At 66.4% G+C, this 20,474-nt stretch carries 18 protein-coding genes; 13 read left to right on the top strand and 5 right to left on the bottom strand.

Going from position 1 to position 20,474, the window contains the following annotated elements; all coding sequences use genetic code 11:
* Position 1: 1 nt before the first annotated feature.
* The 6 genes from cyoB to ACWCIA_RS13195 are packed head-to-tail and all read left to right on the top strand — an operon-like array spanning position 2 to position 5,777.
* Positions 2 to 2,005: a cytochrome o ubiquinol oxidase subunit I gene (gene cyoB, locus ACWCIA_RS13220; protein ID WP_454163913.1), complete on the top strand. Its 2,004-nt coding sequence runs from the start codon at positions 2 to 4 to the stop codon at positions 2,003 to 2,005.
* On the top strand, positions 1,998 to 2,645 hold the full coding sequence (cyoC, locus tag ACWCIA_RS13215) for a cytochrome o ubiquinol oxidase subunit III (RefSeq protein ID WP_454163911.1): 648 nt from the start codon (positions 1,998 to 2,000) through the stop codon (positions 2,643 to 2,645). The genes cyoB and cyoC overlap by 8 nt, the downstream gene beginning before the upstream one ends.
* Positions 2,642 to 3,070: a cytochrome o ubiquinol oxidase subunit IV gene (gene cyoD, locus ACWCIA_RS13210; RefSeq protein ID WP_454163909.1), complete on the top strand. Its 429-nt coding sequence runs from the start codon at positions 2,642 to 2,644 to the stop codon at positions 3,068 to 3,070. Before cyoC ends, cyoD begins: the two co-directional genes overlap by 4 nt.
* Positions 3,067 to 3,891, top strand: coding sequence for an SURF1 family protein (locus ACWCIA_RS13205; RefSeq protein ID WP_454163907.1), 825 nt, complete (start codon positions 3,067 to 3,069; stop codon positions 3,889 to 3,891). The genes cyoD and ACWCIA_RS13205 overlap by 4 nt, the downstream gene beginning before the upstream one ends.
* Positions 3,875 to 5,233, top strand: a complete 1,359-nt coding sequence (locus ACWCIA_RS13200) for an ATP-binding protein (RefSeq protein ID WP_454163905.1) — start codon at positions 3,875 to 3,877, stop codon at positions 5,231 to 5,233. Before ACWCIA_RS13205 ends, ACWCIA_RS13200 begins: the two co-directional genes overlap by 17 nt.
* Positions 5,226 to 5,777, top strand: coding sequence for a response regulator transcription factor (locus ACWCIA_RS13195; protein ID WP_454163904.1), 552 nt, complete (start codon positions 5,226 to 5,228; stop codon positions 5,775 to 5,777). The genes ACWCIA_RS13200 and ACWCIA_RS13195 overlap by 8 nt, the downstream gene beginning before the upstream one ends.
* A 6-nt stretch (positions 5,778 to 5,783) precedes the next feature.
* Here the strand turns inward: ACWCIA_RS13195 and ACWCIA_RS13190 are convergent, their stop codons facing one another.
* The 3 genes from ACWCIA_RS13190 to ACWCIA_RS13180 all read right to left on the bottom strand — a co-directional run bounded on the left by ACWCIA_RS13190 (position 5,784) and on the right by ACWCIA_RS13180 (position 8,704).
* Positions 5,784 to 6,131: a DUF5710 domain-containing protein gene (locus ACWCIA_RS13190; RefSeq protein WP_454163902.1), complete on the bottom strand. Its 348-nt coding sequence runs from the start codon at positions 6,129 to 6,131 to the stop codon at positions 5,784 to 5,786.
* 176 nt (positions 6,132 to 6,307) lie between these two features.
* Complete coding sequence (locus ACWCIA_RS13185; RefSeq protein WP_454163900.1) at positions 6,308 to 7,759, bottom strand: Gfo/Idh/MocA family protein; 1,452 nt, start codon at positions 7,757 to 7,759, stop codon at positions 6,308 to 6,310.
* Between the two features lie 180 nt (positions 7,760 to 7,939).
* Positions 7,940 to 8,704, bottom strand: a complete 765-nt coding sequence (locus tag ACWCIA_RS13180; protein WP_454163898.1) for a ZIP family metal transporter — start codon at positions 8,702 to 8,704, stop codon at positions 7,940 to 7,942.
* Between the two features lie 126 nt (positions 8,705 to 8,830).
* Here ACWCIA_RS13180 and ACWCIA_RS13175 point away from each other — a divergent pair, with 126 nt between their 5' ends.
* From ACWCIA_RS13175 to ACWCIA_RS13150, 6 genes are all read left to right on the top strand, one after another.
* Positions 8,831 to 10,261, top strand: a complete 1,431-nt coding sequence (locus ACWCIA_RS13175; protein WP_454163897.1) for a metallophosphoesterase — start codon at positions 8,831 to 8,833, stop codon at positions 10,259 to 10,261.
* A 230-nt stretch (positions 10,262 to 10,491) separates the two neighbouring features.
* Positions 10,492 to 11,676 (top strand): cation:proton antiporter, encoded by a 1,185-nt coding sequence (locus tag ACWCIA_RS13170; protein ID WP_454163895.1) that lies wholly within the window; start codon positions 10,492 to 10,494, stop codon positions 11,674 to 11,676.
* Position 11,677: 1 nt separating this feature from the next.
* On the top strand, positions 11,678 to 12,799 hold the full coding sequence (locus ACWCIA_RS13165) for a YbdK family carboxylate-amine ligase (protein ID WP_454163894.1): 1,122 nt from the start codon (positions 11,678 to 11,680) through the stop codon (positions 12,797 to 12,799).
* A 181-nt stretch (positions 12,800 to 12,980) separates the two neighbouring features.
* Complete coding sequence (locus ACWCIA_RS13160) at positions 12,981 to 13,664, top strand: NF038120 family PEP-CTERM protein (RefSeq protein ID WP_454163892.1); 684 nt, start codon at positions 12,981 to 12,983, stop codon at positions 13,662 to 13,664.
* A gap of 330 nt (positions 13,665 to 13,994) precedes the next feature.
* Entirely contained in the window at positions 13,995 to 15,671 is a 1,677-nt protein-coding gene (locus ACWCIA_RS13155; protein ID WP_454163890.1) for a multicopper oxidase domain-containing protein, read from the top strand.
* 27 nt (positions 15,672 to 15,698) lie between these two features.
* Positions 15,699 to 16,286, top strand: a complete 588-nt coding sequence (locus ACWCIA_RS13150) for an SCO family protein (RefSeq protein ID WP_454163888.1) — start codon at positions 15,699 to 15,701, stop codon at positions 16,284 to 16,286.
* 47 nt (positions 16,287 to 16,333) lie between these two features.
* Here the strand turns inward: ACWCIA_RS13150 and ACWCIA_RS13145 are convergent, their stop codons facing one another.
* Positions 16,334 to 16,852 carry a MarR family winged helix-turn-helix transcriptional regulator gene (locus tag ACWCIA_RS13145; RefSeq protein ID WP_454163886.1) on the bottom strand — a complete coding sequence of 173 codons (519 nt, stop codon included), beginning with the start codon at positions 16,850 to 16,852 and terminating at the stop codon, positions 16,334 to 16,336.
* Between the two features lie 190 nt (positions 16,853 to 17,042).
* Between ACWCIA_RS13145 and ACWCIA_RS13140 the strand changes: the two genes are divergently transcribed.
* Positions 17,043 to 19,463 carry a penicillin-binding protein 1A gene (locus ACWCIA_RS13140; protein WP_454164134.1) on the top strand — a complete coding sequence of 807 codons (2,421 nt, stop codon included), beginning with the start codon at positions 17,043 to 17,045 and terminating at the stop codon, positions 19,461 to 19,463.
* Positions 19,464 to 19,605: 142 nt separating this feature from the next.
* On the opposite strand, the gene ACWCIA_RS13135 is transcribed toward ACWCIA_RS13140, so the two are convergent.
* The gene (locus ACWCIA_RS13135) at positions 19,606 to 20,445 is read right to left on the bottom strand and encodes a glucose 1-dehydrogenase (protein WP_454163884.1); all 840 of its coding nucleotides are present in this window, start codon (positions 20,443 to 20,445) and stop codon (positions 19,606 to 19,608) included.
* Positions 20,446 to 20,474 lie beyond the last annotated feature (29 nt).

Below are 20,474 nucleotides of genomic sequence, written 5' to 3'. Positions count from 1 at the left end.
CATGCAAGACTCCTTTGACTTGACGAAGCTTATCTTCGGACGGCTCAGCTGGGATGCGATCCCAATCCATGAGCCGATCCTGATCGCTACCTTCGCGGGCGTGGTCGTCGGTGGCCTGGCCCTGCTGGCCCTGATCACCCGCTTCCGCCTGTGGGGCACCCTGTGGAACGACTGGTTCACCAGCATCGACCACAAGAAAATCGGCATCATGTACATGATCCTGGGCCTCGTGATGTTCCTGCGCGGCTTTGCCGACGCGCTCATGATGCGCGCCCAGCAGGCCATCTCCTTCGGCGAGAACGCCGGCTTCCTGCCGCCGCACCACTACGACCAGGTCTTCACCGCCCACGGCGTGATCATGATCTTCTTCGTGGCGATGCCATTCGTGACCGGCCTGATGAACTACGTCGTGCCGCTGCAGATCGGCGCCCGTGACGTGGCCTTCCCGTTCCTGAACAACTTCTCGTTCTGGATGACGACCATGGGCGCCGTGCTGGTCATGGCTTCGCTCTTCGTCGGCGAGTTCGCGCGTACCGGCTGGCTGGCCTTCCCGCCGCTGTCGGGCATCCTGGCAAGCCCGGGTGTCGGCGTCGACTACTACATATGGTCATTGCAGATCGCGGGTGTGGGCACCTTGCTGTCAGGGGTTAACCTGGTCGTCACCATCATCAAGATGCGCGCACCGGGCATGGACCTGATGAAGATGCCTGTCTTCACCTGGACCGCACTGGCAACCAACATCCTGATCGTGGTCTCGTTCCCGATCCTGACCGCGACCCTGGCCATGCTGGGCATGGACCGCCTGTTCGACACCAACTTCTTCACGAACGACAAGGGCGGCAACGCCATGCTGTACGTGAACCTGATCTGGATCTGGGGCCACCCTGAGGTCTACATCCTGATCCTGCCGGCCTTCGGCATCTTCTCGGAAGTTGTCTCGACCTTCTCGGGCAAGCGCCTGTTCGGCTACACCTCGATGGTGTACGCGATCGTCGTGATCATGGTGTTGTCGTACCTGGTGTGGCTGCACCACTTCTTCACCATGGGTTCGGGGGCGAGCGTCAACGCGTTCTTCGGCATTACGACAATGATCATTTCGATCCCGACCGGGGCGAAGATCTTCAACTGGCTGTTCACGATGTACCGCGGCCGTATCCGCTTCGAACTGCCGATGATGTGGACGATCTCGTTCATGCTGACCTTCACCATCGGCGGCATGACCGGCGTGATGCTGGCGGTGCCTGCGGCCGACTTCGTGCTGCACAACTCGCTGTTCCTGACCTCGCACTTCCACAACGTGATCATCGGTGGCGTGCTGTTCGGCCTGTTCGCCGGCTTCAACTACTGGTTCCCGAAGATGTTCGGCTTCAAGCTCAACGTGTTCTGGGGCAAGGTGTCGTTCTGGCTCTGGTCGATCGGTTTCTGGGTCGCCTTCGGTCCGGCCTACATCCTGGGCTTCATGGGCGTGACCCGCCGTTCGAGCCACTTCGACGATCCCGAGCTGCAGCCGCTGTTCCTGATCTCCTTCATCGGCACCCTGATGGTGGCCGCCGGTATCGGCGCGCTGCTGATGCAGATCTTCGTGTCCTGGCGCGACCGCAAGCAGCTGGCCGACGTGACCGGCGACCCGTGGGACGGCCGCACGCTGGAGTGGGCGACCTCGTCGCCGCCGCCTGACTACAACTTTGCCTTCACGCCGGTGGTGCACGACAACGACACCTTCGCCGACATGAAGAAGAACGGCTGGAAGCGTCCGCTGAACGACTATGTCGCGATCCACATGCCGAAGAACACCTGGGCAGGCTTCGTGATCTCGGCCATCTCGTGCGTGCTCGGCTTCGCGATCATCTGGCACATGTGGCTGCTGACCGCCGTCTCGTTCTTCGCGATGATGGTGGCGATCATTGTCCACACGTTCAACTACAAGCGTGATTTCTACATCTCGGCGGAAGAAGTGACCCGGACCGAGAACGCCCGTACCAAACTGCTGGAAAGCCATGTCTAACACTACCGCTACCTTGAACTCCCACACTGGCGGCGCCGCTGGCGCCGACGCCGGCTCGCGCTACCACGTGCGCGACCACCATCCGGAAAACGGCACGCTGCTCGGTTTCTGGATCTACCTGATGAGCGACTGCCTGCTGTTCGCCAGCCTGTTCGCGTCGTTTGCGGTCCTGGGCCGCAACTACGCGGGCGGTCCATCGGGCGCCGAACTGTTCGACCTCTCGCTGGTGGCCATCAACACGGCCTTCCTGCTGGTGTCGTCGATCACCTTCGGCTTCGCGATGATCTCGGCGCAAGCCAAGAACCTGGCCAAGACCCAGCTCTGGCTGGCCGTCACGGGCATCCTCGGCGCCTGCTTCCTGGCGCTGGAGATCTACGAGTTCTACCACCTGATCCACCAGGGCGCCGGCCCTGCGCGCAGCGCCTTCCTGACCGCGTTCTTCTCGCTGGTCGGCACCCACGGCCTGCACGTGCTGTTCGGTATCGTGTGGCTGGTCACGCTGATGTTCCAGCTGCCGAAGCACGGCATCACGCCGGAAAACATGCGCCGCCTGTCGTGCCTGTCGATGTTCTGGCACTTCCTGGACGTCGTCTGGATCTTCGTCTTCACCTTTGTCTACCTGATGGGAGTGCTGCCATGAGCGCCAATCACATTCACAGCGACACACATGGCGCTCACGACGCACTGCACGGCCACGCCCACGGCGACGAACCGGGCGTGCATTACAGCCTGAAGGATTATTCGATCGGCTTCGCGCTGGCCGTGATCCTGACCGTCATTCCATTCTGGCTGGTCATGGGCAACGTGCTCGACCCGTCGATGACGCGCGTCGTCATCATGGGCTTCGCCGGCGTCCAGCTGGTCGTTCACATGGTCTATTTCCTCCACTTGAACGCGAAGTCGGAAAGCGGCTGGAACATGATGGCGCTGATCCTGACGCTGATCCTGCTGGTCATCGTCCTGGGCGGTTCGATCTGGGTCATGTACCACATGAACGCCAACATGATGAGCGGCATGGGCGACGCGGCCGCCGTCACGGGCCACGGCACGCACGACATGCCATGATGGGCCGGCACGATCCGGCAGCAGAAGTCCCGGCAACGGGGCGCCCACGCAGTCTTGCCAAGCTGGTCCTGGCAATCATCGCGCTGCTGCTGATCGTGCTGTTTGCAGGGCTGGGGACCTGGCAGGTGCAACGCCTGCAATGGAAACTGGCCCTGATCGAAAGAGTGGAGTCGCGCGTCAGCGCGGCTCCGGTCCCGGCGCCGCCAGCCGCGCGCTGGGCCAGCGTTTCACGCGAATTCGACGAATACCGGCACGTACGCATGGCTGGGCACTTCCTCTACGACTACACGACGCCGGTACAGGCCGTCTCCGAACTCGGCGCCGGCTTCTGGCTGCTCACGCCGCTGTGCACGGCCGACGGTGCGATCGTCCTGGTCAACCGCGGCTTCATTCCCGCCGCGCAGAACAAGGGCGGACGCTACCCTGCGCGCCGCGCGAGCGGCGATCCCTGCGCCTCCGGTAGCCAGCCGCACACGCTCACCGGCCTGCTGCGCATCACCGAACCGGGCGGCGGCTTCTTGCGCGAGAACGACCCTGCAGGCAACCGCTGGTTCTCGCGCGACGTGGCCGCCATCGCCGCCGCGAAAGGGCTGGGCAAGGTCGCCCCGTATTTCGTGGACGCGGCGCGCGGCCAGGAACCGGCGGGCGCACCGGAACGCCCGGTCGGCGGCCTGACGGTCATCCAATTTCAAAACAATCACCTCGTCTATGCCATCACTTGGTATGCTCTGGCTTTGATGGTGATCGGGGCGTGGTGGTTCGTGGCGCGCTCGGGTCCCCGTGGCGCCAACAGGGCAAAGGACAATGGCAGTAAAGCTTGATCTGTTAACAAAAATAACGCCGGCCTCCGCGCCGGCGTCGGCCGCCGAAGCCAACGTCGAATACGCGGCCGGGCACAAGAACATGCTGCAGCTCATCGAGCTGCGCTGGATCGCCGTCATCGGCCAGATCACGACCATCGCCGGCGCGATCCTCATCTTCGACATCAACCTGCCGCTGGTGCACATGCTGCAGGTGCTGGCCTGCCTGATCGCCTTCAACATCGCCAGCCACCTGCGCTGGCACGAGCGGCGCCCGGTCGCCAACAGCGAACTGTTCATGGCCCTGCTGGTGGACGTGGCCACGCTCACCGTCCAGCTCTACCTGTCGGGCGGCACCACCAATCCCTTCGCCTTCCTCTACCTGCTGCAGATCATCATCTCGGCGGTGCTCCTGGAATCGTGGTCGACCTGGACCATTGTCGTCGTTACCTTGTTGTGCCTGGCCCTGCTGGCCGTGTTCGCCCAGCCGCTCGCGCTGCCCTTCGACCACGCGCGCGGCATCGCCAGCCTGTACGTGCAGGGCATGCTGATCTGCTTCGCGCTGAACGCGGCGCTGCTGGTGATCTTCATTTCCCGCATCAGCGGCACCCTGCGCGCCAAGGCGGCCCAGCTGGCGGACCTGCGCCAGCGCGCGGCCGAGGAAGACCATATCGTGCGCATGGGCCTGCTCGCTTCGGGCGCCGCCCACGAGCTGGGCACGCCGCTGGCGACCCTGTCGGTGATCCTGGGCGACTGGAAGCGCATGCCCGAGTTCCGCGACAATCCCGACCTGCGCGAGGAAATCGCCGAGATGCAGACCCAGCTCCTGCGCTGCAAGTCCATCGTCAGCGGCATCCTGCTCTCGGCCGGCAAGGCCCGGGGCGAGTCGGCGGTCCGCACGACCATCCACACTTTCCTCGACGGCCTTGCCGAGGAATGGGAAGAGCGGCGCCAGCCGGCCTGTTTCGAGTACGAGAACCGCATCGCCGAGGACACCCCGGTCGCCTTCGATTCGGCCCTCAAGCAGACCATCGACAACCTGCTCGACAATGCGCTGGAAAGCTCGCCGGGCTGGGTGCGGCTCGATGCGGCCGTCGAGGACGGCACCTTGCGCCTGGTGGTCACCGACCGCGGCCCCGGCTTCGCGCCGGCCATGCTGGCCCAGTTCGGCAAGCCCTACCAGTCGACCAAGAACCGCGCCGGCGGCGGGGTAGGCCTGTTCCTGGTGGTAAACGTGGCGCGCACCCTGGGCGGCGCCGTGGTCGCGCGCAACCGGAACGAAGGCAGCAATGAAGGCGGAGCGGAAGTCGTGCTGACGATCCCGCTGGCCGCGATCGCACTGCCGGAGGGCGAGCATGCTTGACGAATCAGTCGACGCAACGCCGGTCCTCCTGATCGTCGAGGACGACGAGGCCTTCGCCCGCACGCTAGGCCGCTCCTTCGAACGGCGCGGCTACCGTGTGCTGCACGCACCGGGCTACGAGGAAGCGGCCGAGATCCTGAAAGACGAGGATCCCGGCTACGCCGTGGTCGACCTGAAACTCAAGGGCAATGCCTCGGGCCTGTCCTGCGTCCAGCTGCTGCACGCGCACGACCCGGAAATGCTGATCGTGGTCCTGACCGGCTTCGCCAGCATCGGCACCGCGGTCGAAGCGATCAAGCTGGGTGCCTGCCAGTACCTCGCCAAGCCCTCGAACACCGACGACATCGAGGCCGCCTTCGGCCACGTCGCCGGCAATACGGAAGTGGAAGTCACCAACCGCTCGACTTCGATCAAGACCCTCGAGTGGGAGCACATCCACGCGGTGCTGGCCGAGACCGATTTCAATATCTCGGAGGCCGCGCGCCGGCTCGGGATGCACCGGCGCACGCTGGCGCGGAAGCTGGAAAAGCAGCGGGTGAAGTAGGGCTTGCTACAAGCCGGCGACCAGCTTGCGCAGCTGCTGATGGGCCTCGAGCCAGCCGGTTTCCATCAGCTTCGGGCGGCACTCGGCGCATTCCTCGAACGGGTTGCAGGCGTGCGGCAGTTCGACGTATTTCGTGCCAATGACCGGCTTGGCGCCGAAGGCGTCGCGCGAGGAGGGTGTCTTGCTGCCCGTTTTGGCGGAGGATTTGGCGTCAGCGTCGGCGTCGATCCAGCGTTCGAACGGCTCGCTTGGCTTGCCGTCGGGGACGTACCAGCATTTGCGGGTCGGATTCCAGCGCGCGCCGAGCGCCTTGGCTTCGTCTTTTTCCGCGTAGGGGACCTTCAGGAAAATCATGGGGTGCTTTCAATGGGCGAGACCGCGCATTGTAAAGGCAAGCGCTTCCCGTAGGGTGGGCGCTTGTGCCCACGCGGTTCCACCGTATGAACGTCGGTAAATTTTGCCGGCGCTTGCCTTGATCGGGTGGCGAGACGGCGTGGGCACAAGTGCCCACCCTACAAAGGCCGGTCGCGTTACGGGATTTTGACCCGGATCGGCATCGGCATCGGCGCTTTGCGGTCCGGCATCGGCGCGCGGTCCGGCGGCGTCAGGCCCGTTACCAGGTCGGCGATGCGCACCGTTTGCCCGGTCTCGAAGCACTTGTTGGCGGCGATCCCGACCAGCGCCGACCAGGCGCCGGCGCGCTCGTCGGAGACGCGCTTGTACTTGTCGGCCGGGGCGTCGCCGAAGATCTCGTTGAGCATGACGGCGTCGCCGCCGCCGTGGCTGCCCTTGCCGATGATGGGGACGATGTCGCGCGGCTGGCCGCGCAGCGGGATCACGCGGATCGAAACGTTCTCGCTGCCGCTCTGCACCTTGGCCGCGCCCGCCGCGCCGCCCGATTCCACGATGCGGTGCTCGATCCGGCCCTTGGTGCCGTTGAAGGCGATGTGGTAGCCCTCCCAGGCGTCGTAGGCCGACAGCGCGTAGTTCAGGTGGGCGCCGTTGTCGTAGCGGACCATCACGTTCATCGTGTCCTCGATGTTGATTTCCGGGCGCCACACGCACTGGTCGCGGTAATAGCCGTCGTACTGTTCGTTGTCGAGGTAGAGGGCTTTCAGGCCCGGGTCGGCGGCGAGGTCGAAGTAGAACGTGCACTTCTGCTTTTCCGGGCAGGTCAGGCAGCGCTCGTGCGGGCTTGATAAGCCCATGCGGCGCGCGGTTTCCGGCGTGTAGAACTGGCGCGAGCCGAAGGCGTGCACGGTCTCGGGCTGGGCGCCCAGCCACCAGTTGACGAGGTCGAAGTGGTGGGTCGACTTGTGCACCATCAGGCCGCCCGAATTGGCCTTGTTGCTGTGCCAGCGGCGGAAGTAGTCGGCACCGTGCACGGTGTTCAGCAGCCAGGTGAAGTCGACCGAGATCACGTCGCCGATCTCGCCCGACATCAAAAGGTCCTTGATCTGGGTGCGCGGCGGCGAGTAGCGGTAGTTGAAGGTGACGCGGATGTGGCGGCCGCTGCGCTTGACGGCGTCGAGGATGCGCTGCGCCTTCTCGGCGGTGGTCGTCATCGGCTTTTCGGTGATGACGTCGCAGCCGGCGTCGAGCGCGCGCACGATGTAGTCGTCGTGGCTGGCGTCGGTGGTGGTGACGATGACGTATTCCGGCCTGGTCTCGCGCAACATGCGGTCGAAGTCGGCGGCGGCGTAGGCTTTCGGCTGGCTGGCGCCGGTCTCGCCGATGACTTTCACGGCGCGTGCCAGGCGGCCGGCGTTGCGGTCGCAGACGCCGACCACCTCGGCGCGGTCGCGGAAGGTCCCGGTCATGGCATTCGTGAACATGCGCGAGCGCGAGCCGACGCCGACTACCGCGTAGCGCTTGCGCGCGGCCGCGGCATAGGCGCCGCCGCCCACCATCAGCAACCCGGCCGCGCCAGCCGCCTTCAGCACCGTGCGGCGGCCGAGCTTGCCGCCATTGTCTTCGTTCATCTTGCGTCTCCTCCGTTTGTTTTCAGTGATCCTGCCGGGCCGGCCGCGGACTTCGAGGTCCGTCATGGCCGGCATTACTCGAATCAATAGTATCGTTCGGCAAAATAATTGGCAAGACCACTTTTGTATCGTGGCTGGACAGGTAGGGTGTTGGCCAGACAGGTTTGACGGACGAGCCTGTCAGCCGCCGAGCTTGCTGAGGGCGAAGGCGGCCAGGAAGCCGGCCACCGTGATCAGGCCGGCGAAATCGTGGGCCTCCTCGAAGGCTTCGGGGATCATGGTGTCGACCAGCATCGCGAGGATGCCGCCGGCCGCCACCGCCGTGGTCGCCGCGACGGCATGCGGCGACACGCCCTCGAACAGGGTATAGCCCGCCAGCGCGGCCGCGCCGGAGGCGAGGGCGATGGCGCCCCAGATGCCGAAGATATAGCCGGGCCCGCGCCCGGCCTTTTTCATCCCGGCCGCGCTCGACAGGCCCTCGGGCACGTTCGAGAGAAAAATCGCCGACACCGCCACCACGCTGACCTTGCCGCCCGCGAGCATCGACAAGCCGATGACGATCGACTCCGGGATGCCGTCGAGCAGGGCGCCGACCGCGATCGCCAGGCCGCTGCCCCCGTGCTGGGCCTCGCTCGGCTGCAGGCCGCAGGAACGCTTGCGGTGCTTGGCGCCGTGGTGCGCCAGCAGCCAGTTGGCGAGCGTGTAGACGGCCGCGCCGCCGAGGAAGCCGAGCGCCGTCGCCTTGATGCCCCCGGTGCGGAAGGCTTCGTCCATGAGTTCGAAGGAGAGGGCGGAGATGAGGACCCCGCTGCCAAAGGCCATGATCGCCGCCACCAGCCGCGCCGGCACGCGCACCAGGTAGCCGACCGCCGCGCCCAGCAGCAGCGCGGTGCCCGCGACCAGTCCCCAGAATCCCGCCTGCAGCCATACCGGCACGTTCGCCATCGCCCCTCCTTGTCCGTGTACGAAAATCCTACCCCGAAGCGCGGAATAGCCGCGTTTGGCTGACGGCGCCTTGTCACGAAAGCTGCATACTGCTGTGATACATTCGCGTCTTTCGAGGAGGCCATCATGACAACTTTCCAATCCGGCAGGCGCCTTGCCGCGTGCATGCCGAAACGACTTCCGGCGCTGGCGGCCGCGCTCCTGCTGGCCGGCTGCGGCAGCCTGGTCACCGGCCATGGCGTCGACCGCGCGCCCGGGGACGTGGCCTTTGTCGTGATTGGCGAGAACGGCGCGGCGACCGCGCGCGTGATCACCACCAGCGCAAGCTGCCCGCCGCTGCTGGTCGATCGCCGGGCGCTGCCGATGCGGGTGCGGGCGCCGCACGCGAGCATCCCGGCGCGGCCCGGCCAGCCGCACACCCCGCCGTCGACCGCGGTCCTGGCCTGCGAGGCGCCGATCGCCGCCGGCGCCGCCAGCGCCTCGGTATCCGGGCGCGCGCTGCCGATCCCGAAAGCGCAGCCGCAGCGCATCGTCGTCATCGGCGACACCGGCTGCCGCCTCAAGGGCCGCGAAATCCAGGACTGCAACGACCCGCAAGCCTTCCCCTTCGCGCGCGTCGCCGCCAGCGCCGCCGCCTTCAAGCCGGACCTGGTGGTGCACGTGGGCGACTACCACTACCGCGAAGACCCGTGCCCGCCCGGGCGCGCCGGCTGCGCGGGCAGCCCCTACGGCTATGGCTACGACGCCTGGGCCGCCGACTTCTTCACGCCCGCGCGCACGCTGCTGGAGGCCGCGCCCTGGGTCCTGGCGCGCGGCAACCACGAGAACTGCACGCGCGGCGGACAGGGCTGGTGGCGCTGGCTCGACCCGCGCCCCTACCAGGCCGGCCGCGACTGCGACAACCCGGCCAACGACGCGGTGGGCGAGCACAGCGACCCCTACGCCGTGCCGCTCGGCGGGAACGCCCAGCTGATCGTCTTCGACACCGCCAACACCAACTGGAAAGGCCTGCCGAAGACCGACCCGCGTCGCGCCGTCTATGCCGACACCTGGCGCAAGATCGAAGCGCTGTCCCGCAACGCCGCCTACAACATCGCCGTCGACCACCACCCGCTGTTCGGCTTCGGCGCCAACCGCAACGCGCAGACGGGCGAGATCACCCTGTTCGGCGGCGACCAGGGCTTGCTCGACGCTTTCGGCGACATGGACCCCGGCATCCTGCCGCGCTCGATCCAGATGCTGCTCTCGGGCCATGTGCACCTGTGGGAGCAGGTCAGCTTCGCCAGCGAACACCCGACCCAGTTCGTCGCCGGCTTCTCCGGTTCGGCCGAAGACACGGTACCGCTGCCGCTCATGCCGCCGCCAGGCACCACGCCGGCGCCGGGCGCCATCGTCGCGCACATGAGCTCCTGGATCGACGGCTTCGGTTTGATGACGATGGAGCGCGGCGGGCCGGACCGCTGGCTGGTCAAGGTCTGGGACCGCGACGGGCGCGAGCGCAATCGCTGCACGGTGAAGGGCAGTAAATCGCAGTGCGAACTGGCCCAGGTCCGCTGAGCGTGTCAATACATTGAAACGAATGTAGTTGCCAAGAATATATAGATCAGGCAATATGACCGGGTCCTGGCGCGCCTTCCCCGGCGCCGCCGGCGATCAGCGATGAGGCGTTAATACGTTTCTTTTGGGCCTCCGGACACTCCGGAGGCCGTTTTTTGCGAAAGGCGCACCGCCCGGTGCGCGCGGCGGTCGTCATTGCCTACGTCACTTTCGCTCGTCTGGGAGAGCCTATGCCTGACTACGCGGACCTCGGTCTACAACTTGCCTGGCCGATCGCCATGGCGCTGGCCTGGATGGCCGGCGAACTCATCTACCGCTGGACCGCGCTGCCGCGCATTGCCGTCTACGGCCTCGCCGGTTTTTGCTTCGGCAACCTCGCTGCCGGCTACCTGCCGCCCTCCGAATCGAAGAACTTCATGCTGCTGGCGAACCTCGGGCTGGGTCTGATCCTGTTCGAGCTGGGCTACCGCATCAACCTGCGCTGGCTGCGCAACAATCCCTGGATCGTCGCCACCTCGCTGCTCGAAGCCGCCGGCACCTTCGCCGCCGTGTACGCCGTTGCCCAGTTCTGCGGCATGACACAGCTGCCGGCCGCGCTGACGGCCTCGCTGGCGATGTCGAGCTCCCCGGCCGGCCTGCTGCGCGTGCTCAACGAGCAGGGCGCCGCCGGCCAGGTCACCGAACGGGCCATGCACCTGACCGCCCTGAACTGCGTGATGGCCGTGTTCACCTTCAACGTCGTGGTCGGCATCGGCCTGTTCCAGACCTCGGGCGACCTGGCGCACGCCGCCGGCAGCAGCCTGCTGGTGCTGGGCGCATCGAGCTTCCTCGGCGCGCTGTTCGGCACCCTGGTGCCCCTCTGGCTGCGCATGATCGACACCGCGCGCGACGCCACCCTGGCTTTTGCGCTGGCGGTCGTGCTGCTGGTCGCGGTCACCCATGTGCTGCAGTTTTCGCCGGTGCTGGCGGCCCTGACCTTCGGCCTGGTCGCGCGCCACCGCCGCATCTCGCTCAGCCCGGCCCAACGCAATTTCGGCGTGCTGGGCGACCTGCTGGCCGTGCTGATGTTCTTCTTCGTCGCCACCCGCGTCGAGATGGAGCACGTCGGCGGCGGCATCGCGCTCGGCCTGCTGCTGGTGCTGGTGCGCGCGCTGGTGAAGATCGGCGTCTGCACGGCGCTGGCCCGGGTGTCGGGCATCTCGAGCCGTAAGGGCGCGCTCTCGGGCCTGGCCCTCACGCCGATGGCCGTGTTCGCGATCCTGCTGATGGAGCAGACCCACCTGATCGGCGTCGACCTGCTCGACAGCCTGGCGCCCCTGGCGGCCGCCATGCTTTTACTGGACGTCCTCGGCCCCGTGCTGACCCAGCGCGCGGTCGTCTGGGCCAACGAAACACGTACCGCAAAGGAGCTCTGACATGGCACTCGAAGCCTTCGCACAATCGCACTCGCTCACCATGGGCGTCGAGCTGGAACTGCAGCTGGTCAGCCTGTCGGACTTCGATCTGGTGGCCGCCTCGCCCGACATGCTGGAATTGCTGGGACGCGCGCCTTTCCCCGGCAACGTCACCCCGGAGATCACCGAGAGCATGATCGAGATTAACTCGAGCGTGCACACCCACCACGGCGAACTGCTGGGCGAGCTGCGCCAGATCCGCGACACCCTGCTGCGCGCCGGCGACCTGCTCAACGTGGGCCTCTGCGGCGGCGGCACCCATCCCTTCCAGCAGTGGTCGCAGCGCAAGATCTTCGCCAAGCCGCGCTTTCGCGAGGTGTCGGCCCTGTACGGCTACCTCGCCAAGCAGTTCACGGTCTTCGGCCAGCACGTGCACATCGGCTGCGCTTCGGGCGACGAAGCCCTGTACCTGCTGCATGCGCTGAACCGCTACGTGCCGCACTTCATCGCCCTGTCGAGCTCATCGCCTTTCCTGCAGGGCAGCGACACGCTGTTCAATTCGGCGCGCCTGAATTCCGTGTTCGCCTTCCCGCTGTCGGGCCGCGCACCGTTCCTGCTCAGCTGGGAAGCCTTCGAGCGCGATTATTTCGCGCGCATGGAAAAGACCGGCATCGTGAAGAGCATGAAGGACTTCTACTGGGACCTGCGCCCCAAGCCGGAATACGGCACGATCGAGCTGCGCGTCTGCGACACGCCGCTGACGGTCGAGCGCGCCGCCGCGCTGGCCTGCTACCTGCAGGCCCTGTGCCGGCACCTGCTGGAACGCGCTGAACCGCCGCCGCTGGAAGACGACTACCTCGTCTACAACTACAACCGCTTCCAGGCCTGCCGCTTCGGCCTCGACGGCACCCTGGTGCACCCGCAGAGCCACGAAACGATCTCGCTGCGCGAAGACATCCTGACGACCTTGCGCAAGCTCGAACCGCATGCGAAAGCGCTGGGCAGCGAGGCGGCTCTGGAACACCTGTACGCGGAGACGCATACCGGCAGCGATGCGCAGTTCCTGCGCGACGCGTATGCGGATGGGGGGAGTACGGAGGCGATCGTGGATGCGGCCTTGCGGCGGTTCAGGGAAGGGGGCTGAACAGCGATTCCACATCGCTATGCTGTCAGCATTTTTTACACTCGCGTATTTACGCGCGCACCCGGTTCAAGGAAGTCATTGTTTATTTTCCACTTTTGTGTTCTGGCATAAACATTGCTACGGAGTAGTTCGCCGGCACCTGGGCCGGTCAACCTATCCATGAGCGATAAACATGATAACAATGAAAACATCGGGCGCTTCCATCGTACTGGCCCTGGGGATGGCCTTCGGAACGGCACAGGCAGGCACCATCGGATTCGAAGACGTGGCGCTGCCGGACGGCATGATGCTGCAATTTGGAAGCGGCAATGGCCACTTCGCATCGGGCGGTTTCGACTTCATGCTGAGTTCCGCCGTCGCCGGCTCCCTCGTCAAGGTCCAGACATGCGGCCCTTCCTGCCCGTTTAACGGCAGCACCATCGTGTTGTCGCCCTACGGTGCCAGCTCCCTCGTCATGACCCGCAGCGGCGGCGGCCGCTTCAGCCTGTCCGGCTTCGACGGCGCCGGCAGCTTCAACTTTAACGAGCAGGACTTCGCGGCCCTGATGCCGACCCATATCGATGTGCGTGGCGTCACTGCCGGCGGCGTCGAGATTGTCGATTCATTCGCCATCGACCGTTCCGCCCCATCCGGACCGCTCGCCTTCACGACGTATGCGCTGCCCGCCGCGTTCACCGACCTGGTCTCCGTGTCGTTCTCGAGCCGCGGTTCGCTGTCGCCGTTCTTCAATGGTTTTGCGGTCGATAACATCTCGGCCACGGCCACGGCAGAAGTGCCGGAGCCGGCTTCGCTCGCCTTGCTCGGCCTGGGAGCGCTCGGCTGGGCCGCATCGCGCCGTCGTCCGGCGCTGCAACGCAAAGCCTGAGCCCGACAGGGGGCGGTGGGATGGCTACTACTGCCCGGGCAATGTACGCACGCGCGGCAGGCGTGATTGGGGGCGGCCGTCACCGCATTCCATCGCCAAGCTTTGTGGTCGCTGGTGGACGTGGCGCTCCCTTCAGCGTGCGTCCCGATAAATCGTGGCGCGACCCGGTTTTTTTCTACCTGAGCGAACCGCCGAAACCATTTGTAGCGGCTGCCCGAGTACTAAGATCGGATCGCGAACATGCAGCCGGCATATGCCGCTGCGAATCCGCGCCCTGTCCGCTTGCGGAAGGGATCGGGCAAGGCGCCTTTTTTGGGAAAGGAGTCGCTCATGGATGTGTCTTCCAATCGCGGCGCGGCGCGCCCAGGCCGCAGGATGCTGTTGAAGGGCAGCGCGTTCGCCGGCGTGGCCACCGCTGCACACGGCCTGCTTGCTCCGCGCAGCGGCAGCGCGCAGACGGCGCTGCCGGGAGCGCCGAACCTGGTTCCCTTCGTCGACCCGCTGACGATTCCGCCGGTGAAAACGCCGGTCGTGCTGGTGCCGCCGCCGGGGGCGGAGCCGGTGCCCGGCGAGGCGGGGCGCGATGCCCACCAGCGCTGGGCGGACTTCCTTCCGCAGCGCACCTACGAACTGCGGGCCAGGACAGTGCTGCACAAATACCATCGCGACTTGCCCGAGGAAACCTGCTGGGGCTATGACGGACTCATTCCGGGGCCGACCTTCGTCGCCATGCACCGGATGCCGAGCGTGGTACGCGTGTACAACGATCTGCCGCCCGACCACATCGGTTACGGGTCGCCCGAAATCAGCACCCACCTGCATAGCGGCCACGTGGGCTCGGCGGCGGACGGCTTCGCCGGCAGCTGGTACAGCCGCACCCGTGCCGGCCCGGCCCTGCGCTATCCGGGCGCCTTTTATGACCACCATTACCCGAATGTCGCCTCCGGCAACGACGTGCGCTACGTGACCAATACCTTGTGGTATCACGACCACCGCGAAGACTATACGGCGCCGAACGTGTACCGGGGGCTGGCCGGGTTCTATCTCGGCTTCGACGAGCTCGACACGGGCAGCGAAACCAGTGGGCTGCGCTTGCCCAGCGGCGTCGGCAGGTACGACATTCCGCTCCTGCTGCAGGACAAGAAATTCGACACTTCCGGCCGGCTCGTGTACGGACAGTTCGACCAGGAAGGCTTCCTCGGCAATCACATGGTCGTGAACGGCAAGGTGCAGCCCTATTTCAAGGTGGAGGCACGCAAGTACCGCTTCCGCCTGCTCAACGGCAGCATGGCACGTTACTTCGAGACGTGGCTGGCCGACGAGGCTGGCAACTACAAGGATTTCACCTTCATCGCCAGCGACGGCAACCTGCTGGAACGGCCGCTGACGCTGCGCAGGATCCTGCTCGGCATGGCCGAGCGCGCCGACATCGTCATCGACTTTTCCGCCTTTGCACCCGGTACCCCGCTCTACCTGGTCAACCGCAAGAAGCAGGACGATCCGCGCAAGCCCGAGGAAGAGCGGCTCAGCCCGGGCCTGCGCATGCTGCGCTTCGACGTCGTGGCGCGCACCGCGCCGGACAACAGCGTGATCCCGGCCTTCCTGCGGCCCATGCCTCCCTTCGACCGCACGCGGGCGGTGCGGCGCCGCCTGTTCAAGTTCGGGCGGAAGAACGGGCAGTGGACGATCAACGACCGCTTCTTCAATCCCGACCGGGTCGATGCCGCACCCAGGCTGGGCGTCCCGGAGATCTGGCGTTTCGAGACCAGCGGCGGCTGGGCCCATCCGGTGCACGTGCACCTGGACGACTTCCGTGTGCTGTCGATCGACGGCCGGGCGCCGCCGCCCGAGTGGCGCGGGCGCAAGGACACGATTTCGCTGCTGCCGGGAACCGAGGCGGAGATTTTTGTCGAATTCCGCGACTTCACGGGCAAGTACCTGATGCACTGTCACCACCACATGCATGAGGACCACGCCATGATGATCCGCTTCGATGTCATGCCATGACCCAGTGTTTCGTTCGAGGAGTCTGCAATGAATGCCAGAAGAGTTTTCATCGCGGCCGGGATTGGCGGGACGGTGTTCCCGGCGATATCCGGCAGCACCTCCCCGTCCGGCGCCGGCATGAGCGTCGACGGTTTCCCCAACCCGGTGCTGGCAACGCACACGGGCGAACGCATCCGTTTCCACGACGATGTCGTCAGGGGCAGGCGGGTACTGTTGCTGAACATGATGTACGCCGCCTGCGGCAACGTCTGCCCGCCGAATACCGCCAATCTGCTCCAGGTGCAGCAGCTGCTGCGGGGGAGGATGGGACGCGACATCTTCTTCTACTCGCTGACGCTGCAGCCCGAGCTCGACCGTCCGGCCGACCTGCGGGCCTATGCGCGGCGTTACGGGATCGGGGCGGGCTGGACTTTCCTGACGGGCGCGCCGCGCGACATGGACGCCGTGCGGCGCAAGCTGGGGTTCTACGACCCGGACCCGGCGGTCGATGCCGACCTGTCCCAGCACGCGGGCATGGTACGCATCGGGAATCATGCGCTCGACCGCTGGTCCATGATGCCCTCGCTGCTGCCGCCGGGCAGGCTGGCCAGGACCCTCGTCGACCTGGTGGCCTAGCCGGGTCGCCGGGTGCGCAGGCGAGCGGCCAGGTGCGCGGTGCCGCCCTAGAGCTGCGCCAGCGGCATCTGCGCACTGGCCGGATCGGCCGCCAGCACCTCGATCAGCTTGGACAGGTCTTGCTCCAGCCGCCTGAGGGTCTCTTCGTCGAGGCTGGCCAATGCTTCCGGCAGCACGCCTGCGAACGGCACCGGAGCGCGCTGCAGCAGCTCGTCGGCGGCGGGCAGGGCGCGCAGGGCGACACCGCGCCGGTCCTGGCCGTCGCGCGCGGCGGCGATCAGGCCGCGCGTGGTGAGGGTGCGCACCAGGTTGCTGGCGGTGGACTGGTGGATGTCGAGCGCGCGCGCCAGTTCGGTTACGCCGATGCCGGGCGAGCCGGCGATCACGGACAGGGCCCACAGCTGCGCGCCGCCCAGGCCGGCATCGCGCTCGACCTGGCGGAAGTGGGTTTTCACGGAGTTGAACACGACCCGGAACTGGCGCAGCACCCGGGTTTCCGGGGTGAGCGAAGGTGCGGACGCGGCCGCCTGGCCGGAAGATGCGCTAGTGGAATTTTGCAAAGACATTGTGACATTGTAGCGGAAAGCCGGCGGGGTGGCGCCGCGGTCCGGGTAGGCCGGCGCGCCGCCCCGGTTCCGCTGCGGCGTCCCCGGCCGTAGCCCGGCCCGCCGTCGGCTATACTGCGCGTACCAGTATCGTGAGAAGCCGACAGGCGCAAGGACATCAGTGGACCAGGACAACGAGACCAATAACAATATGGACCGGGGCGTCGACAGCGGCGTCCGCCAGCAGGCGAAGGATTTGTTCGGCAGTGCAAGCAACCGTGCCGGAGCGGGCTACCGGCGTGCGCATGGTTTCCTGGAGGGGCGTTCGCGCGGCCAGCAGGCGCTCATCATCGGCGCGGCCTCGGGCGTCGGCCTCCTGCTGCTGCTCCTGGTCTACCTCGTCATCCTGATTCCGCTCACCCCCAGCGTCTCCGACCTGAAGCAGGTCAACAGCGCGCGGCCGACGGTCATCCTGTCCGCCGACGGCAAGGAGATGGGCACCTTCGAACAGGGCCTGCAGGAGCGGGTCAAGCTATCTCAGGTGTCGCCGCACGTGATCAAGGCCCTGATCTCGACCGAGGACCACCGCTTCTATGAGCACCACGGCGTCGATTTCACCCGCATCGCCGGCGCGCTGCTGGCCAGCCTGAAGGGCGACGCCCAGGGCGGCTCGACCATCACCCAGCAGCTCGCGCGCAACATGTTCCCCGAGGAGATCGGCCGCGCACGCAGCATCAACCGCAAGCTCAAGGAACTGATCACCGCGATCAAGATCGAGAACACCTATAGCAAGACCGAGATCCTGGAAGCCTACCTGAACACGGTGCCCTTCCTGTACAACGCGCGCGGCATCGAGATGGCGGCCCGCACCTACTTCGACAAGTCCGCCCTGAAGCTCGACGTGCTGGAATCGGCCACGCTGGTGGGCATGCTCAAGGGGACCTATTACTACAACCCGGTGACCAATCCCGAGCGTTCGCTCAGCCGCCGCAACGTGGTGCTGGGCCAGATGGCCAAGCATGGCGCATTCAGCGAAGCGCGCCTGAAGGCACTGGTCAAGCGTCCGCTGCGCCTGGACTTCGAGCGCCAGGCCGAGCGCAGCGGCCGCGACAACCATTTCACCGCCCACGTGCGCAAGTGGCTGCTGGCCTGGGCCGACGAGAACGAATACAACCTCGAGCTCGACGGCCTGGTGGTGCACACCACGCTCGACGCCGACCTGCAGCAGGCGGCCCTGCGCGCCGTCGAGCGCCAGGCGAGCGCGCTGCAGGCCGTGGCCGACGTCGAGTGGGCCAATTCCTGGCTCCCGGGCTCGACCTCGACCAGCACCTATGCCTCGATGCGCGGCAGCGTCGCGCCCTTCGACTATTACTGGAAAACCCACGGCGCCCAGCTCGACGCGTTCGTGCGCGAGAGCAGCGTCTACCGCCGTGCGGTGGAGGGCGGCGAAGCGCCGGCGGCGGCGCTCAAGCGCATCAAGGCCGACCGCAGCTTCATGCGCGAGCTGCGCGAGGCGAAGTCGCGCCTGGAAGCCGGCTTCGTCGCGATGGACCCGATGACCGGTGAAGTCAAGGCCTGGGTCGGCAGCCGGGATTTCGCCAAGGACCAGTTCGACCACGTGGCCCAGGCCCTGCGCCAGCCCGGCTCGACCTTCAAGCCCATCGTCTACGGCGCCGCGCTGGAAAGCGGCATCCCGCCCGAGCAGCGCTATGTGGATGCGGCGATGGAGTTCCGCGGCGACGACGGCCGCGTCTGGAAGCCGACCGACATGTCGGGCACCACCGGCCGCGAACTGTCGATGCGCGAGGGCCTGGTGCACTCGAAGAACACGATCACGGCCCAGGTGATGCAGGACGTCGGCCCGCCGAAGGTGGCCAAGCTGGCCCAGAACATGGGTATCCGCCAGAGCAAGCTGTCGGCCGTGCCCTCGCTGGCGCTGGGCACCAGCCCGGTGACCCTGCTGGAAATGGTCAGCACCTACGCCACCATTGCCGCCCAGGGCGAATACCGCAAGCCGGTCTTCGTGCGCCGCATCACCGATCGCGAAGGCAAGGTGATCGCGGACTTCGGCGCCAATACGCCTGAGCGCGCGCTGTCGCAGGCCTCGAGCGTGGCCCTGATCGACATGCTGCGCGGCGTCGTCAATCGCGGCACCGGCACCGGCGTGCGCTACCGTTTCGGCATCAACGGCGACGTCGCCGGCAAGACCGGCACCACCCAGAACAATACCGACGGCTGGTTCATCCTGATGCACCCGAACCTGGTGGCCGGGGCCTGGGTCGGCTTCAACGACAACCGCGTGACGATGCGCAGCAATTACTGGGGGCAGGGCGGCCACAACGCCATCCTGCTGGTGGGCGACTTCTTCCGCACCGCGCTGGACGCCGGCAAGCTGGAGCGCGAGGCCATCTTCCCGGGCGGCCGTCCGCCGGCCGCGCCGCGCATCGAGGTGGAGGAAGAGCCCGAAGAAGAGTTCATCGACGCCAGCGAACTGCCCCAGGCCGTGCCGGTCGACGACGCGTCCCATCCGCGTGCGGAGGACGCCGCCGAAGAAGAAGAGGAAATCATTGACGCGCCGATGGAAGGGGTGCCGCCGCCAGCGCCGACGCCGGTGCCGACGCCGGACTTTTGATGGGAAACCGCCGGAGCCCGGCGGCTGTAACCAGTAGGGTGGGCACGTCATTGAGGCCCCCGGCCTCAATGATCCCACGCGGTCGTGCGGATGCGTACACCGCGTGGGCACAAGTGCCCACCCTACGAAAACCGCCGCATGATCAAAGGATCGGGGTCCCGCCCGTCACCGCAATGCGCGCGCCGGAGATATAGCTCGCCTGGTTGGAGGCCAGCAGCACGTACACCGGCGCCACCTCGGCCGGCTGGCCGGGCCGCTTCATCGGCACCTGCTGGCCGAAGCTCTCGACCTGGTCGGGCGGCATGGTGGCCGGGATCAGCGGGGTCCAGATCGGCCCCGGCGCCACCGAATTCACGCGAATGCCTTTTTCCGCCAGCAACTGCGCCAGCCCGGCCGTGAAGTTGGCGATCGCGCCCTTGGTGGCCGCGTAGGCCAGCAGGGTCGGCTTCGGGTTGTCGGAATTGATCGAGGTGGTGTTGATGATGGACGAGCCGGGCGCCATGTGCTTCACCGCGGCTTTGCAGATGTGGAACATGGCCGTGATGTTGACCTGGAAGGTGTAGTCCCATTCCTCGTCCGGGATCTCCTCGATCGAATCGTGCGACATCTGGAACGCGGCGTTATTCACCAGCACGTCGATGCGCCCGAACTCGCTCACGGCGCGCTCGACGATCGCCCGGCAGTGCGCGGGCTCGGCCAGGTCGCCGGGCACCAGCACGGCCTTGCGGCCGGCTTCCTCGACCAGGCGCGCCGTTTCCCGGGCATCCTCGTGTTCGTTCAGGTAAGCGATCAGGACGTCGGCGCCCTCGCGCGCGAAGGCAATCGCGACGGCGCGGCCGATGCCGCTGTCGCCGCCCGTGATGACGGTGGCTTTTCCGGACAGCTTGTTCGCGCCCTGGTAGCTGGTTTCTCCGTGGTCGGCCTTGGGCGTGAGTTCGCCCTCGACGCCCGGTGGCTGCTGCTGTTGCGCCGGCTGGTTCATCGCTTTCTCCTTTGTCGGTGGTCGTTCAA

The organism is Massilia sp. SYSU DXS3249, from assembly GCF_053668055.1.
This window is presented reverse-complemented; position numbering and strand designations above follow the sequence as displayed.